Below are 14,680 nucleotides of genomic sequence, written 5' to 3' on the forward strand. Positions count from 1 at the left end.
CTTACGCGTCCTCTACGTCGTGGTACTCTTCGCATGCCTGCAAAGTATTCTGAATCAGTGTGGCAACGGTCATCGGGCCTACGCCGCCCGGTACTGGGGTAATATAAGAGGCGCGAGCCGCAGCATCTTCGTAAACCACGTCACCGACCACTTTCCCGTTTTCCAGACGGTTAATACCGACGTCCACAACGATCGCGCCTTCTTTAATCCATTCACCCGGAATAAAGCCCGGCTTCCCGACCGCCACGATCAGCAGATCGGCGTTTTCTACGTGATGACGCAGATTTTTGGTGAAGCGGTGGGTCACGGTGGTGGTGCAGCCAGCGAGCAGCAACTCCATGCTCATCGGACGGCCGACAATGTTTGATGCGCCAATGACCACGGCGTTCAGACCGTAGGTATCGATGTTATAACGCTCCAGCAGCGTAACGATACCGCGCGGCGTGCACGGACGCAGACGCGGGGCGCGCTGGCACAGACGGCCCACGTTGTACGGGTGGAAACCGTCGACGTCTTTGTCGGGGGCGATACGTTCCAGCACCTTCACGTTGTCGATGCCGGCTGGCAGCGGCAGCTGAACCAGAATACCGTCGATCGCGTTGTCGGCATTCAGGGTATCAATAAGTTCCAGCAGTTCTGCTTCGCTGGTGGTTTCCGGCAAATCGTAAGAGCGGGAGACGAACCCCACCTCTTCACACGCTTTGCGTTTGCTGCCGACATAAATCTGCGATGCCGGGTTGCTGCCGACCAGCACAACGGCCAGCCCGGGGGCGCGTTTTCCGGCAGCTTTACGCGCCTTCACTTTTTCCGCGACCTCAGAGCGCACCTGCTGCGCAATCGTTTTACCGTCAATAATCTTTGCTGCCATCAGAGAGAAGATTCCGTCTGTAACGTTTGAAAGGGGGGATTGCCTGTATTTTGTCAGAAGCGAGCGCCGCTGTCAGTCACCCTTTGCGAGTTTTCATCAGGAGGCCGTAAAAACCCTTCTGAGGGGATGGTCAATTTCTTAGGCGGGATTAGGATGTGACCTGGCGAAATGACAGCGTTTTGACATATTTTAAAATACATTCATGAGCTACTTTGTCTCCTCCGAAATAAGCTTTCAATTAATCAATTGAACGTATTTCTTATTCCCGATTATTCGCGGGAAGGGTTATTTACATTTTAAAGGAATAGACATGAAACTCAGCAACATTGCTTCTACTGTTATTGCTACTCTGGCCCTGGTTGCGGGTGCCGCAAATGCAGCAGATCCAGCCACTCCGGTTACCGTAAATGGCGGTACCGTACACTTTAAAGGTGAACTGGTTAATGCTGCATGTTCAGTAAATACTGATTCTTCCGAGCAGACGGTTAACCTGGGCCAATACCGTACCGCGAAGTTCACGAAAGTAGGTGACACCACCTCTAATATTCCGTTCACCATTGAACTGAATGATTGTGACCCGCTGGTTGCGAAAACGGCCGCAGTTGCGTTCACCGGTCAGATCGACGCGACCGACAAAACCCTGCTGGCGGTAACCTCTGGTAACAACGACAACTCCGCGAAGGGCGTGGGCATCGAGATCCTCGACAGCAAATCCACCACCCTGACTCCAGATGGTTCAACCTTCTCTGCCGCGCAGAACCTGATCGAAGGGACTAACACCCTGAACTTCACCGCGCGTTACAAATCAACGGCTGCGACCACCGAGCCAGGCCAGGCAAACGCTGACGCCACTTTCGTAATGAAATACGAGTAATTCCTCCGCACAGGGATGTTCAGGCCTCAGGGAAGAGGCCGTCATACGCAAAGGCCAGGAACGAAGGATGACAAGGACCGGAACACTACTGCTGTTAACCCTTGCGATGGCCTGCCAGGCCTCAGCACATACCGTGGTAATCGACGGCGGCAAAGTTCATCTCAGAGGTGAACTGGTGAACGGCGGCTGCGCCGTGGCACCCGACAGCCAGAACATGCGCATCGAAATGGGGCAGTACCGAACCAATTCATTTTCCGGTGTGGGCAGTTTTTCCACGGTCAATGTGCCCTTCACCGTGCGGCTGCTGGATTGCAGCGTGGATGTCTCGCGCACCGTGGGGATCCAGTTTCAGGGCGTTACGCCAGCAGAAGATCCGCAGGTTTTTCTGGCGACATCGCGGCCAGGTGAATCACCGATAAGCAGCGGCGTCGGGCTGGCTCTTTTTGACGAACAACAACGTCAGATTATCCCGAACGCAACGGCCGTCAGCTGGTTGCCGGTGAATACCAGTGAGCTTGCGTTTCATTTTAGCGCCCGCTATCGGGCTATTTCCGAACACCTCGTGCCAGGCAATATTCAGTCGGATGTCTGGTTTACGTTGATTTATCCATAACACCTGCGAACACATTATTAAAGGTACGGTTGTGATGAATACCCTAATTAAACCAGGACTGTTTTTATCGTTAATTTTAATGATGGTTTCTGCATGCGCAAATGCTTCCGGCGGTATTGCGCTGGGGGCCACCCGCGTTATTTATCCGGCAGATGCAAAGCAAACTTCGCTGGCGATCACCAACAGCAATAAACAAGAGCGCTATTTAATCAACGCGTGGATCGAAAATGCGAACGGGCAAAAAGAAAAAACCTTTGCCGTGACCCCGCCGCTGTTTGTCAGCGAGCCGGACAGCGAAAATACGCTACGCATTATTTATGCCGGGCCCGCGCTGCCTGCCGATCGTGAATCGCTCTTCTACATGAACGTGAAAGCGATCCCGTCCGTGAACAAAGCGAAAACGGAAAACAATAACGTGCTGCAGCTGGCTATCCTGTCGCGGATCAAGCTGTTTGTCCGCCCGACAAATCTGCCGATGCAGCCGGAAGAGGCGCTCTCGCAGCTGCGTTTTGAGCGCGTCGGCAACCACCTCAAAGTCAGTAACGCTTCGCCGTATTACATCACGCTGGTCAATATGAAGCTGGGCGGACAGACGCTGGATAACCTGATGGTTGCGCCTAAAAACTCGGCGCAGCAGGTACTGCCAGCCGCCGCAAGCGGTACGCTCTCCTGGCAGAGCGTGAATGACTACGGTGCCATTACGCCGGCGCGTAGCGTCAACCTGTGAGCAGAGTCAGCGCGATGAATAATCACCAGGGACGTTACTGCCCGGTCGCACTGGCGCTGATGGCAGCGCTCTGGCCACAGGCTGGCTGGAGCGAAAGCTACTTTAACCCGGCCTTCTTGTCCGATGACACCGCCAACGTGGCGGATTTATCGCGTTTTGAACAAGGTCACCAGCAGGCGCCTGGCGTTTATCGCGTGGATATCTGGCGTAACGATGAGTTTATCGCGACGCAGGATGTGCTCTTCGAGCAGGCCGACAATACACCGCCGGTTGCCGGTGGGCTGTCGCCGTGCATTACGCGCGTGATGCTGGAGCGTTTTGGCGTCAATATCGCGGCCTTTCCTGAGCTGGTTAACGTGAAAGGGGAGACCTGTATTCCCCTGGCGAAGGCTATTCCCGGCAGTGAGATCGCGTTCAACTTCGCCTCGCTGCGCCTGAATATCAGCCTGCCACAGGTGGCGATGCAGAACAGCGCACGCGGCTACATTCCGCCCGAACAATGGGATGAAGGGATCCCTGCCGCGCTGGTGAACTACAGCTTTACCGGCAACCGCGGGAGCGAGGACGACAGCTATTATCTGAACCTGCAGAGCGGGCTGAACTATGGCGCGTGGCGTTTACGCAATAATGGCGCATGGCGTTACACGCAGAATAACGGGCAGCGGCACAGCAACTGGCAGAATATTGGCACCTGGGCGCAGCGCACCGTGATCCCGCTGAAAAGCGAGCTGGTGCTGGGCGACAGCAATACCGGTAATGATGTTTTCGATAGCGTGGGTTTTCGCGGCGGGCGGCTCTTCTCGTCTGACAGCATGTACCCGGACAGCCTGCAGGGCTACGCGCCAACCGTTCGCGGCATCGCCCGAACGCCCGCCAAAGTGGTCGTTCGGCAGAACGGCTACGTTATCTATCAAAGCTATGTACAGCCTGGCGCCTTTGCCATCACCGATCTTAACCCAACCTCGTCAAGCGGTGACCTTGAGGTGACGGTTGAAGAGAAGGATGGCAGCCAGCAGCGCTATACCGTGCCGTATTCCACCGTGCCCCTCCTGCAGCGCGAAGGGCGCTGGAAGTATGACCTGGTGGCCGGGGATTACCGCAGCGGCAACAGCGAACAGGATACGCCATTCTTCACGCAGGGTACGTTGATTACCGGGCTTGGCGACGGCTACACGCTGTACGGCGGTACCCAACTCGCGTCACGTTATACCGCGGTGGCTATCGGGGCCGGGAAAAACCTCGGTGACTGGGGGGCAGTGTCGCTCGATATCACCCATGCCCGCAGCCAGCTTGCGGATGACAGCCGCCATGAAGGGCAGTCGCTGCGTTTCCTCTATGCAAAATCGCTTAACGGATTCGGAACCAACTTCCAGCTGCTGGGCTACCGCTACTCCACAAAAGGGTTCTACACCCTGGACGATGTCGCGTGGCGTTCAATGGAAGGCTACCAGTATGCCGACAACCAGGATGATGACGGTGTGCCGGATGTGGAGAGTTATCACAACCTGACGTGGAATAAAAAAGGGCGCTTCCAGCTCAATATTTCCCAGTCGCTGGGGGATTACGGCTCGGTCTATATCTCCGGTAGTGAACAGACGTACTGGGGCACCGATGAGTCCAACCTCTGGTATCAGCTGGGGTACGCGGGTGGCGTGAAGGGCGTCAACTACTCCGTGTCCTGGTCATGGAACAAATCGGTCGGGATAGACGGCACGGACCGAATCGCGTCGTTTAACGTCTCCGTACCGTTCAGCCTCTTTACCCGCCAGGGTTTTCGTCGGGACAGCGCCATTGACCGCGCCTATGCCACGGCGTCAGCCAGCCGTAATAGTGATGGCGACACAAGCTGGCAAACCGGGGTCAGTGGGACGTTGCTGGAAGATCGCAACCTGAACTACAGCGTGACCCAGGGCCACACCAGCAATAACGGCTCAAGCGGAAGCGCCAGCGCGAACTGGCAGGCAACCTACGGCACGCTGGGGGTTGGCTACAACTACGCACGCGACCAGCACGATCTCAACTGGCAGCTCTCCGGCGGCGTGGTCGGCCATGCGGATGGCGTAACCTTCAGCCAGCCGCTGGGTGATACCAACGTTCTGATCAAAGCGCCGGGAGCATCGGGCGTGAGCGTGGAAAACCAGACCGGTGTGAAAACCGACTGGCGTGGCTATGCGGTGATGCCGTATGCCACCGTCTACCGCTATAACCGCGTGGCGCTGGATACCAACACCATGAGCAATAACACCGATATCGAAAATAACGTGAGCAGCGTGGTGCCGACAAAAGGGGCGCTGGTACGCGCCAGCTTTGATACCCGTATTGGCGTGCGCGCCCTGCTGACCGTCACGCGCGGCAACCAGCCTGTGCCATTCGGTGCCGTGGTGCGTGAAACCCAGAGCGGCGTCACCAGTATGGTGGGCGATGACGGACAGATTTACCTGAGCGGCCTGCCGCTGGAAGGTGAACTGCTGATCCAGTGGGGCAACGGGATGCAATCCCAGTGTCGTGCGCACTACAGCTTGCCAGAAAAGAGCCTGCAACAGGCAATCACACTTAAGGGGATTCGCTGTGAGTAAAATCCATTGCCTGGCTTTATCACTTCTCTCTATTTTGCCCGTGGGGAATGCCTTAGCCACCGTGTGTGTGAATGAAAAGGGCGTCCCTACGGAGGTGCATTACGACCTGACGGATAAATTTAACAGTTCGAATAACCAGATCGGACAGGTGGTGACGCTCAGCGAGAAATCGCAGTGGGTGGGGGTGAATGCCGTCTGTCCGAAGGGCACTACCGGGAACACAACCAAACGTAGTTATGTTACCGATTACCCGGTCACGGGAACAAGTGATGGCTATCAGTACCTGAAGCTAAACGACTATCTGGATGGGGCAATGAAAATTACGGACAGCTTTGCTGGCGTATTTTATCCGCCCAAAAGTTACATCCAGATGGGGAGTCACCCGAACGTCTCTAAAAACAAACCGTTTGGCGTTCAGGATTCCAGCCTCGTCTTTCGCCTCAAAGTGACCCGACGGTTTATAAATATGGTGGTGATCCCGCGGGCGACCATGTTCCGCGTCTATGTCACCACTACCTCTTCTGATCCGTTAACCTCGCCGGTCTACACCATCAGCTACAGCGGGACCATTCAGGTGCCGCAAAGCTGCGCCATTAATGCGGGGAATATCGTGGAGTTTGACTTCGGCGATATCGGGGCCTCCCTGTTCAGCAAGGCCGGGGCGGGTAACAAACCGGAAGGGGTAACCGCACAAAGCAAAACCATCGCCATCAAATGCACCAACGTGGAAGCGAACGCAATGCTGACGATGCGCGTTGAGGCAGAAAAGGTCTCCAGCAACGCGGTGGTGTCGGATAACCCCGATGTGGGGTTTGTGATTGCCAACGAAAGCGGTACCCCGCTAACGCCCAACAACCTGACCAGCAAAATTCCGTTCCGGCTCGACGACAGTGCGCAGGCGCAGGTGGGGATCCGGGTCTGGCCGGTCAGCGTGACGGGGAATAAGCCTGCGGAAGGCCGTTTTACGTCGCGGGGTTATCTGCGTGTGGATTACGATTAAGGGGAAGAGATGCGGAACCGGAACTGGCATTTCGCCGCAATGACACTGATGATGCTTCACGCCAGCGCGCAGGCAGCCACTGCGCTGGGGGAGATCAATATTCAGATGTACGGCAACATTGTTGATTTTACCTGTGTGGCCGAGGGCAGCGATAGCGACAAGAGCGTTACGCTGGGAACCTGGCCCACGAAACAGCTCAGCACCACGGGAAGCCGCACGCAGCCCATGCCGTTTACGCTGAAGCTGACCGGCTGTCCGCCTGGTGCGGCGTCCATCACGTTTTCGGGTAAAGCCGACGGAAGCAATAACGGGTTACTGGCGCTCAATGACGCCAGTACGGCAAGCAACGTTGCCGTCGAGATCAGGGATGCGGATAAAACGCGTCTGGCACTTCAGCAGGCCAGCCAGTCGGTAGCGGTTGATGCGCAGGGAAATGCGACATTGTCATTTTATGCCAATTATATTGCCACTGCTGATAACCCTCAGCCCGGACGGGCTGATGCTGATGCCACTTTCATGATTAATTATAATTAGCGCTGACCGCACTCCCTGCAGCTCGGATAAGCTGCAGGGAGTGAATTCAGGTTATAGCAGTTCGTGTGCTTTGGCATAATCAATTAATTCAACGATGCTTTGCACACCCAGCTTGGAATAAATATTGGATTTATGTGCGCTGATGGTTTTGTTGCTTAATAGCAACTGCTCTGCAATCTCCTTATTGGATAAACCATTTGCCAGGTAACGTAATACCGTCACCTCACGATTCGATAATGGCATATCCGCGACCATCCCTTTCCCCGAACCCAAATGGTTTATAAAATTCAACGTTTCCGACGGGAAAAAAGAATAGCCCATCAGGATCATTTCAACGGCGTTGTAGATCTCTCCCAAATCTTTTCGTTTACTGACAAAACCATTTGCCCCGGCGCGAATGGCGCGTCCCGCGTAAAAAGACTCGGATTTTGAAGAGAGGAACAGGACCTTGATGTCTTTATTTAAGTTTCTGATTCTCTTCAGTAAAGCGAAGCCATCTGTGCCCGTAAGTTCGATGTCCAGGATCACCAGATCGATAGGGTGGTTACGGATACAGTCAAGGACTTCATGGCTGTCGCCAGACTTGAGTTTGACTGTGATGTTTTTATTTTTCTGTAGCAGGACTTCTATCGACATTCTGACGATAGGGTGTTCGTCCATAATGATAACGGATGCCGGTTTCATTTTTAATGCCTCAGACTGTTAAAAGCGTTATGCCGAGTTTGGTTAAAACTCTCGAAATGCCGGAAGGATAAATGTGCAGATCCTTATACCGTAGTATTTCCCTGGAAAGAGCGAAAGCATCCTTGTTAACGTAGTGAAGAAATCTATGCCTCAGCGCGGTCATCTCATTAGGCTGGTGTTGGCAAAAAGGTTTTTCTTATTCATATTTGATACGCGTCTTATTATACCGTGTAAGTTTTTTCCGAAAACCCTGTAAATTACCCCTCGCTTATTACTTTGTATTATCTTCTGGATCCGAATAGCTATTTTTTTAAAATTAGCTTAAATATCCTGTTATCCCATTTACCGCATCTTTTGATCTTTATGTAATAACAAAAAATGACATATCACACTGTATGTTGATCAAATGTTAACAAATCGACAGCCGTTTTCAGGGGCTGAAAGCGGGATCGGATGGCGAAAAAGTGTTCACAGAGGGCACCAGACCTTCGTTTGAAAGTGATCGGGTCGCCGCCGGAAAGGGCACCCGTCGTACAGCAGAACATACTACAGACTTCGCTTTCGACTGCCAGGCAGTCTCGCCGAGCCGCTTGTTTTTACATCATTATCGTCTTATTAACTCCTTTATCAAACACTTAACGCACGGAGGAAAGTGCTGCAGATTATTCATTCTGTGACATTTCACATGGTTTAAGCCCGTAAATTAGGAATAGTTATAAAATTGAAATTATTGTTAAAATTTAACAAATAAGTAACATGATTGATAAGTAAATTCCTAAAGGTCTTTAGGAAATAAGGGCTTAGTGGGTGGGTTAGAAGGTGCAGTCTGAGAGGTTATTGAGAAGGTGCAGCAGTTCCTGGCGATGGGTCAGACCCAGTTTCAACAGAATGCAGCTGAGACGATAGATAATGCGGCTATAGGGGCGATTCTGCATCAACGCTATCTGGCGAAGGGTCTTCCCCCGCGATAACTCCTGCAAAATAGGCCATTCGGTGCGGGAGAACCAGTCTTTATCGCAGCCCTGGGGAGGGCTGGTATCCATCAGGCTGTGCTGGAAAGCAGACGGCGTCAGCTGACGTTCGAGCACGTGAAAAGGGCCCGCCGCTTTGCAGAACAGGCGAGTATCGTAATTATCCGCCCTGACTAACAGATAGGGCGTCAGAAAAGGGGGATAGAGGCTATGCCTTCTGAGCTGATCCAGCTTGTCGATCAGCGCAGTGGAGCGGCTTTCAATATCCACCACCAGACGGGCGGAAGGCCACTGGGCCAGGGCGCTAAACGCATCCTCCAGCGTGGGATAGTCGCAACAGCTGCTCAGGGGAAATTGGCCGTTGAGAAAACCGGTGCGCAGAAAATGATCCTCCGTCACCAGAATGATAAACGGAGCGTCTGTTTTGCGGGGCTGGCTGATGGACTGACTCAAAAATTCGAGCCGGTCGAAGAAGGGGGGAGCAAAAGGCGAGCGCGTAAATCCCAGTGCATCACTTCCTGTACGCCGCCGCCGGTAACGGCGCACTGTCATTCGCATGGCCTCCCCCCTGGAAATGGCTTTTTAATCCTCCGGCCATGTCCAGGACGGCCAGTAATAGCCCTGGCCGAGTTCTGCGCCTGCCTGCAGTGCCCAGGTACAATCCTGCTCAGTCTCAATACCTTCAATAAGCACTTTCCCGGCAAGCTGAAAGCACCGGGACACCAGTTGCCGTAGCGCGGGCGTGGCGCGTAGACGCCAGAATGCATCCTTATCGATTTTTACGCCGCTTAACGGTAACCGGCAGGATAAAAAGGGCGGGATGAGTGTTTCATCAATGTCATCCAGCCAGATACCGTGACCTTGTCTTATGAGCTGCAACAGGCTCCGGGTAACGGTCTGCCTCTGCGCGGCTGACAGCGTTAAAAAAGCACTGGGGTCGACAAGTTCAATATTCAGCGGCGGACATTTTATCCGGCTAAGCCGCTGAAAAGCGTCGGGCTCTGTCAGGACGGTTATCGGCAGATTAATGAAAAAATTATTACAGTGCGGGGTATTTTTTAACGCGGTGAGCTGTACTTCAAGCAGCGTTATCGACCAGTCTGCAGACTGATGGCGGAAAAAGGCTTCGCTATGCTGCGTTTCAGACAGGACGCTAAGGACCTCCACGCCGACCCTGCGTAAAGAGGAGAGGGCGACGATGGGCTCAAGTTTGATGCCGACGATGTCCTGAGAAAGGTACTGTAACCGGGGGGGCGTATAGGTCAGGTTTTGCGCTGTCACTCCATGGTCCTGTTGTCTGTCAGCCTCCAGGCGGCCGGGATACGTCACACTAGTGTGACGAGCTGACGCTCAGGAAAACAGCAGGCGTTACTTAAATGCAACTAAGCCTTTTCGCAGCGCGAAATTCTACGACGGAAAAGCGATGAATGTTGAAAAAACAGCCGTATTTACAATCGGCTAGCGGTAATTGCCCCTGAAAGCCGAAAAGGCATTGACTCACCTGTCATTGACCGTATAATTCCAGGCGTTTCACCACCGCGAAGTTCACTCTTCTCAGTGCGCCCTTAGCTCAGTTGGATAGAGCAACGGCCTTCTAAGCCGTAGGTCGTAGGTTCGAATCCTACAGGGCGTGCCATTTACTGCCTTCACCCTTTTTGCTTCCACTCTCCCGTTTTACGCTAAATACGCGTTTATGCCGATCTCATTCTGTCGATTAAATAATCGGGAAATAAATAGAACGCTAATGAATATTTGTTATTTTTCCAGCCTAAGGTTTTCTTAATCTTTATTTAATCCATTTTTATAATCTGGATTTTTATCATATTTATCCACTGTATAAGAATATTTTACACTTTTACGACTAAACTTGATTGATACTAATTATCATTAGCGTTTTTGTGTGCTTTAATCCTGTCCCACAACGCTATGCGTGGTAAATCACCCTGGTCTATAAAGGATATGTTCATGAATTCTCGCCTGTTGTCATGCTTCTCGCTTGCCTTGTTGTCTTCATCTCTTTTCCTTTCCACACAAGCATTTGCCGCTGATAACAACGAAGGTATCGTTGTTTATAACGCGCAGCATGAAAATCTGGTGAAGGCGTGGGTTGACGGTTTTACCAAAGAAACGGGTATTAAGGTGACGCTGCGTAATGGCGATGACAGCGAGCTGGGTAACCAGCTGGTTCAGGAAGGCACGGCATCACCTGCAGACGTGTTTCTGACGGAAAACTCGCCTTCAATGGTTCTGGTGGATAATGCCAAACTGTTCGCGCCACTGGATGCAGAGACCTTGAAGCAGGTGCCTGCGGAATTTCGTCCTGCGCACGGCCGCTGGATCGGGATTGCTGCGCGTAGCACGGTGTTTGTCTATAACCCGGAAAAATTGAGCGAACAGCAATTGCCAACATCGCTGATGGATCTGGCGAAACCTGAGTGGAAAGGCCGCTGGGCGGCATCGCCGTCAGGCGCGGATTTCCAGGCGATCGTGAGTGCGATGCTGGCCCTGAAAGGCGAGCAGGCTACCCTTGAGTGGCTGAAGGCGATGAAAACCAATTTTGTGGCCTACAAAGGTAACAGCACCGTGATGAAAGCCGTTAACGCCGGCCAGATTGATGGCGGTGTGATTTATCACTACTACCGTTTTGTCGATCAGTCCAAAACGGGTGAAAACAGCAAAAACACCCAACTCTACTACTTCAAACATCAGGATCCGGGTGCCTTTGTCAGCCTTTCCGGCGGTGGCGTACTGGCGTCCAGCAAACACAAAGAACAGGCTCAGGCATTCATCAAGTGGATCACCGGTAAAGAAGGTCAGGAGAGCCTGCGCACCAACAACGCGTTTGAATATGCGGTTGGCGTGAACGCGGCCTCTAACCCGAAACTGGTTCCGCTGAAAGATCTGGATGCGCCGAAAGTGGAACCTTCAACGCTTAACAGCAAAAAAGTTATCGAGCTGATGACGCAAGCCGGCCTGCTGTGATCCTGAGAGTTAAGTGAACGCCTTATGTCTGGTCTGAGTCTCGACATCGGAAAAAACAGGATGCAGGAGCCTGCCCGCAGGCGACCTGCGCTGCCGATGGTTGCGTTAGCTGTCTTATTTTCATTAATGGCGCTTCTGCCTCTGGGTTTTATCATTGCCATTGGCATTGAGACGGGCTGGGAGACCATTAAGACGCTGGTGTTCCGCCCGCGTGTTGCTGAGCTGCTCAGCAACACGCTGTGGCTGACGGCCTTAGCGGTTCCGCTTTGTATTGTGACCGGCGTGGCGATAGCCTGGCTCACGGAGCGTACCCGACTGGCCGGGCGGGGAATATGGTCTGCGCTGGCGGTCGCCCCGCTGGCAATCCCCGCGTTTGTACAAAGCTATGCCTGGGTGAGCGTCGTCCCCTCCCTGCACGGTCTCTCCGCGGGAGTATTCCTCTCTGTTTTAGCCTACTACCCGTTTATCTACATGCCGGTTGCCGCGGTACTGCGCCGCCTCGACCCGACGCTTGAAGATGTGGCCGCGTCGCTCGGCACGCCGCCGTGGCGGGTCTTTTTCCGCGTAGTGCTGCCGCAGCTCAAGCTTGCTATCTGCGGCGGGGCGCTGCTGGTCGCGCTGCACCTGCTGGCAGAATACGGCCTGTACGTGATGATCCGCTTTGATACGTTCACCACCGCGATTTATGACCAGTTTCAGTCTACCTTCAGCGGCCCGGCAGCCAATATGCTGGCGGGCGTGCTGGCCTTATGCTGTCTGGCCATCTTAATGCTGGAAGGAGTGACGCGCGGAAAAGCACGCTATGCGCGCATCGGCGGCGGGGCAGCACGTGAACAGAAACGCTGGCCGCTGAAGCCGGTCGCGGCCACGCTGGGCCAGCTGTTTTTCCTCACGCTGATCGTGCTGGCGCTGGGCGTACCGTTAATTGTGCTCTGTCGCTGGGTCTGGCTGGGCGGTATTGAGAACTGGATGAGCGCGGACCTCTGGCACTCCCTGCGCCAGACGCTCATGCTCGGCGTGGGTGGGGCACTGCTGACCACGGCCTGCGTGATCCCCATTGCGTGGCTCGGTATCCGTTATCCGCACCGCGTCTTCCGGATGCTGGAAGGGTGTATCTACATCACCAGCTCGCTGCCGGGGATTGTGACCGCTCTCGCGCTGGTAACGGTGACGATTCATTACGCCCGCCCCATTTATCAGACGGAAATTACATTGTTCCTCGCCTATCTGCTGATGTTTATGCCCCGCGCGCTCATCAACCTGCGGGCCGGGATTGCACAGGCGCCGGTAGAGCTGGAAAACGTGGCGCGTAGCCTTGGCAGCACGCCTGCGAAGGCGCTGTGGAGCGTCACCATGCGGCTGGCCGCGCCGGGTGCCGCCGCGGGGGCTGCGCTTGTTTTCCTCGGCGTCAGCAACGAACTGACCGCCACGCTGCTGCTCTCCCCGCTGGGAACACGCACGCTTTCCACCGGTTTCTGGGCGCTGACCAGTGAGATCGATTATGTTGCCGCCGCGCCGTACGCGATGCTGATGATCCTGATTTCACTCCCGCTGACCGCCATCCTCTACGTGCAGTCGAAAAAAATTGCAGGACTATGACATGCTTGAATTGACGTCCATTTCTAAATCCTTTTCCGGTGTGCAGGTGCTCGACAGCTTAAACCTGAGCGTTGCGCCGGGGAGCCGGACGGCGATAGTCGGGCCGTCCGGGTCAGGGAAAACGACGCTGCTGCGCATTCTTGCCGGCTTTGAAACGCCGGACGCCGGGCGGATAGTGATGCAGGGCCGAACGCTGTTTGACGAAAACAGCTTCGTTCCCGCCCATCTGCGCGGCATCGGCTTTGTTCCCCAGGAGGGGGCGTTATTCCCGCATCTCAGCGTTGCAGACAACATTGCCTGGGGGCTGGACGGCACGCGCCACGAAAAGCGCCAGCGCGTAGAGGCGCTGATGGAGATGGTGTCGCTGGACAGGCAGCTCGCGACCCACTGGCCGCATGAGATTTCTGGCGGACAGCAGCAGCGTGTGGCGCTCGCCCGCGCGCTGGCTCAGCGTCCTTCATTGATGCTGCTGGATGAGCCGTTCTCGGCGCTCGATACCGGTCTTCGCGCCATGACCCGCAAAGCGACCGCTGACCTGCTGGCGGAAGCGGGCGTTGCCTCGATTCTGGTGACACACGATCAAAACGAAGCGTTATCTTTTGCCACCCAGGTGGCGGTAATGCGTTCCGGGCGCTTCACCCAGGTGGGTACCCCGTATGACGTCTACACTCAGCCCGTTGATGAAGAGACCGCGCTGTTTCTGGGCGACGCGGTGATCCTGCCCGCTCAGCTTACCGCCGGCCATGCGGTGTGCGCGCTGGGTGAGATACCCACCAACAATACGCATGCCACCGGGCAGGGCCGCGTCATGATGCGCCCTGAACAACTGCGCGTGACGGCGTGCGCGCCGCATGAAAGCCCGGTGTCGATAATTGATGTCGATTTTACCGGTCATTTGTCCACGCTCACCCTGGCGTTTGCCGGGCATCAGGAGCCTGTTGTTCTGAAGACTGTAAGCCAGCCTGGCTGGAATCCGGGTACGGCTGTGCGTATTGATGTTGCGGGAACCGCCCGCGTTTTATCGTTCTCCCGCCGCGCCTGAAAGACCGTCCCGGAAACGGGGCGGTTATGCGCCACGCTATCCCGTCCATATGTCCTCCTGATTTCCCGCGCCTGTTAACCGATTTTCTCACGCAGTGACGTGCGTTTACGCTTGCCAACAATCATGTAATGCGTATAGTTCTCATTTGCATTGCACTTGATTACATTCTAAGGCCCGACAACGGGCCCTTTTTGCGCGCACGTTTAATGA

Annotated in this window: 13 protein-coding genes and 1 tRNA gene; 10 read left to right on the forward strand and 4 right to left on the reverse strand. The window is 54.5% G+C overall.

The features are described from left to right. Nucleotide 1: 1 nt before the first annotated feature. A complete protein-coding gene (folD, locus tag BH714_RS01250; protein ID WP_014168945.1) occupies nucleotides 2–868 on the reverse strand; it encodes a bifunctional methylenetetrahydrofolate dehydrogenase/methenyltetrahydrofolate cyclohydrolase FolD in 867 nt (288 codons plus the stop codon). Nucleotides 869–1,178: 310 nt separating this feature from the next. Here folD and fimA point away from each other — a divergent pair, with 310 nt between their 5' ends. The 6 genes from fimA to sfmF all read left to right on the forward strand — a co-directional run bounded on the left by fimA (nucleotide 1,179) and on the right by sfmF (nucleotide 7,192). Next, nucleotides 1,179–1,742 carry a type 1 fimbrial major subunit FimA gene (gene fimA / locus BH714_RS01255; RefSeq protein ID WP_014168946.1) on the forward strand — a complete coding sequence of 188 codons (564 nt, stop codon included), beginning with the start codon at nucleotides 1,179–1,181 and terminating at the stop codon, nucleotides 1,740–1,742. A 67-nt stretch (nucleotides 1,743–1,809) separates the two neighbouring features. Continuing rightward, nucleotides 1,810–2,355, forward strand: a complete 546-nt coding sequence (gene fimI, locus BH714_RS01260) for a type 1 fimbrial protein subunit FimI (RefSeq protein ID WP_020885157.1) — start codon at nucleotides 1,810–1,812, stop codon at nucleotides 2,353–2,355. Between the two features lie 34 nt (nucleotides 2,356–2,389). Further along, nucleotides 2,390–3,082: a type 1 fimbria chaperone FimC gene (gene fimC / locus BH714_RS01265; protein WP_020885156.1), complete on the forward strand. Its 693-nt coding sequence runs from the start codon at nucleotides 2,390–2,392 to the stop codon at nucleotides 3,080–3,082. A 14-nt stretch (nucleotides 3,083–3,096) separates the two neighbouring features. Beyond that, nucleotides 3,097–5,658: a fimbrial biogenesis usher protein gene (locus BH714_RS01270; RefSeq protein ID WP_040016817.1), complete on the forward strand. Its 2,562-nt coding sequence runs from the start codon at nucleotides 3,097–3,099 to the stop codon at nucleotides 5,656–5,658. Then, on the forward strand, nucleotides 5,651–6,658 hold the full coding sequence (gene fimH, locus BH714_RS01275) for a type 1 fimbria D-mannose specific adhesin FimH (RefSeq protein ID WP_020885154.1): 1,008 nt from the start codon (nucleotides 5,651–5,653) through the stop codon (nucleotides 6,656–6,658). The genes BH714_RS01270 and fimH overlap by 8 nt, the downstream gene beginning before the upstream one ends. Nucleotides 6,659–6,667: 9 nt before the next feature. After that, nucleotides 6,668–7,192 (forward strand): fimbria assembly protein, encoded by a 525-nt coding sequence (gene sfmF, locus BH714_RS01280; RefSeq protein WP_032677571.1) that lies wholly within the window; start codon nucleotides 6,668–6,670, stop codon nucleotides 7,190–7,192. Between the two features lie 51 nt (nucleotides 7,193–7,243). Here sfmF and fimZ read toward each other — a convergent pair whose 3' ends face one another. The 3 genes from fimZ to BH714_RS01295 all read right to left on the reverse strand — a co-directional run bounded on the left by fimZ (nucleotide 7,244) and on the right by BH714_RS01295 (nucleotide 10,128). Then, nucleotides 7,244–7,876 carry a fimbria biosynthesis transcriptional regulator FimZ gene (gene fimZ, locus BH714_RS01285; RefSeq protein WP_014168952.1) on the reverse strand — a complete coding sequence of 211 codons (633 nt, stop codon included), beginning with the start codon at nucleotides 7,874–7,876 and terminating at the stop codon, nucleotides 7,244–7,246. 812 nt (nucleotides 7,877–8,688) lie between these two features. Continuing rightward, a complete protein-coding gene (locus tag BH714_RS01290) occupies nucleotides 8,689–9,405 on the reverse strand; it encodes a helix-turn-helix transcriptional regulator (RefSeq protein WP_032677572.1) in 717 nt (238 codons plus the stop codon). 24 nt (nucleotides 9,406–9,429) lie between these two features. Beyond that, entirely contained in the window at nucleotides 9,430–10,128 is a 699-nt protein-coding gene (locus tag BH714_RS01295; RefSeq protein WP_032681528.1) for an EAL domain-containing protein, read from the reverse strand. 278 nt (nucleotides 10,129–10,406) lie between these two features. Between BH714_RS01295 and BH714_RS01300 the strand changes: the two genes are divergently transcribed. The 4 genes from BH714_RS01300 (at nucleotide 10,407) to BH714_RS01315 (ending at nucleotide 14,470) form a co-directional block, all read left to right on the forward strand. After that, nucleotides 10,407–10,483 (forward strand) — tRNA-Arg (locus tag BH714_RS01300). 329 nt (nucleotides 10,484–10,812) lie between these two features. Next, nucleotides 10,813–11,829: an iron ABC transporter substrate-binding protein gene (locus BH714_RS01305; RefSeq protein ID WP_020885149.1), complete on the forward strand. Its 1,017-nt coding sequence runs from the start codon at nucleotides 10,813–10,815 to the stop codon at nucleotides 11,827–11,829. Between the two features lie 24 nt (nucleotides 11,830–11,853). Then, nucleotides 11,854–13,428 (forward strand): ABC transporter permease, encoded by a 1,575-nt coding sequence (locus tag BH714_RS01310; protein ID WP_014168956.1) that lies wholly within the window; start codon nucleotides 11,854–11,856, stop codon nucleotides 13,426–13,428. Between the two features lies 1 nt (nucleotide 13,429). After that, on the forward strand, nucleotides 13,430–14,470 hold the full coding sequence (locus tag BH714_RS01315; RefSeq protein WP_025204783.1) for an ABC transporter ATP-binding protein: 1,041 nt from the start codon (nucleotides 13,430–13,432) through the stop codon (nucleotides 14,468–14,470). Nucleotides 14,471–14,680: the final 210 nt, after the last annotated feature.

The sequence above is a fragment of the Enterobacter ludwigii genome (assembly GCF_001750725.1).
In the GTDB taxonomy this organism is placed as follows: Bacteria; Pseudomonadota; Gammaproteobacteria; order Enterobacterales; family Enterobacteriaceae; genus Enterobacter; species Enterobacter ludwigii.

Coding starts and splice junctions, on each gene's coding strand:
- folD (WP_014168945.1), bottom strand. CDS start 868: ATGGCAGCAAAGATTATTGACGGTAAAACGATTGCGCAGCAGGTGCGC.
- fimA (WP_014168946.1), top strand. CDS start 1,179: ATGAAACTCAGCAACATTGCTTCTACTGTTATTGCTACTCTGGCCCTG.
- fimI (WP_020885157.1), top strand. CDS start 1,810: ATGACAAGGACCGGAACACTACTGCTGTTAACCCTTGCGATGGCCTGC.
- fimC (WP_020885156.1), top strand. CDS start 2,390: ATGAATACCCTAATTAAACCAGGACTGTTTTTATCGTTAATTTTAATG.
- BH714_RS01270 (WP_040016817.1), top strand. CDS start 3,097: ATGAATAATCACCAGGGACGTTACTGCCCGGTCGCACTGGCGCTGATG.
- sfmF (WP_032677571.1), top strand. CDS start 6,668: ATGCGGAACCGGAACTGGCATTTCGCCGCAATGACACTGATGATGCTT.
- fimZ (WP_014168952.1), bottom strand. CDS start 7,876: ATGAAACCGGCATCCGTTATCATTATGGACGAACACCCTATCGTCAGA.
- BH714_RS01290 (WP_032677572.1), bottom strand. CDS start 9,405: ATGCGAATGACAGTGCGCCGTTACCGGCGGCGGCGTACAGGAAGTGAT.
- BH714_RS01305 (WP_020885149.1), top strand. CDS start 10,813: ATGAATTCTCGCCTGTTGTCATGCTTCTCGCTTGCCTTGTTGTCTTCA.
- BH714_RS01310 (WP_014168956.1), top strand. CDS start 11,854: ATGTCTGGTCTGAGTCTCGACATCGGAAAAAACAGGATGCAGGAGCCT.
- BH714_RS01315 (WP_025204783.1), top strand. CDS start 13,430: ATGCTTGAATTGACGTCCATTTCTAAATCCTTTTCCGGTGTGCAGGTG.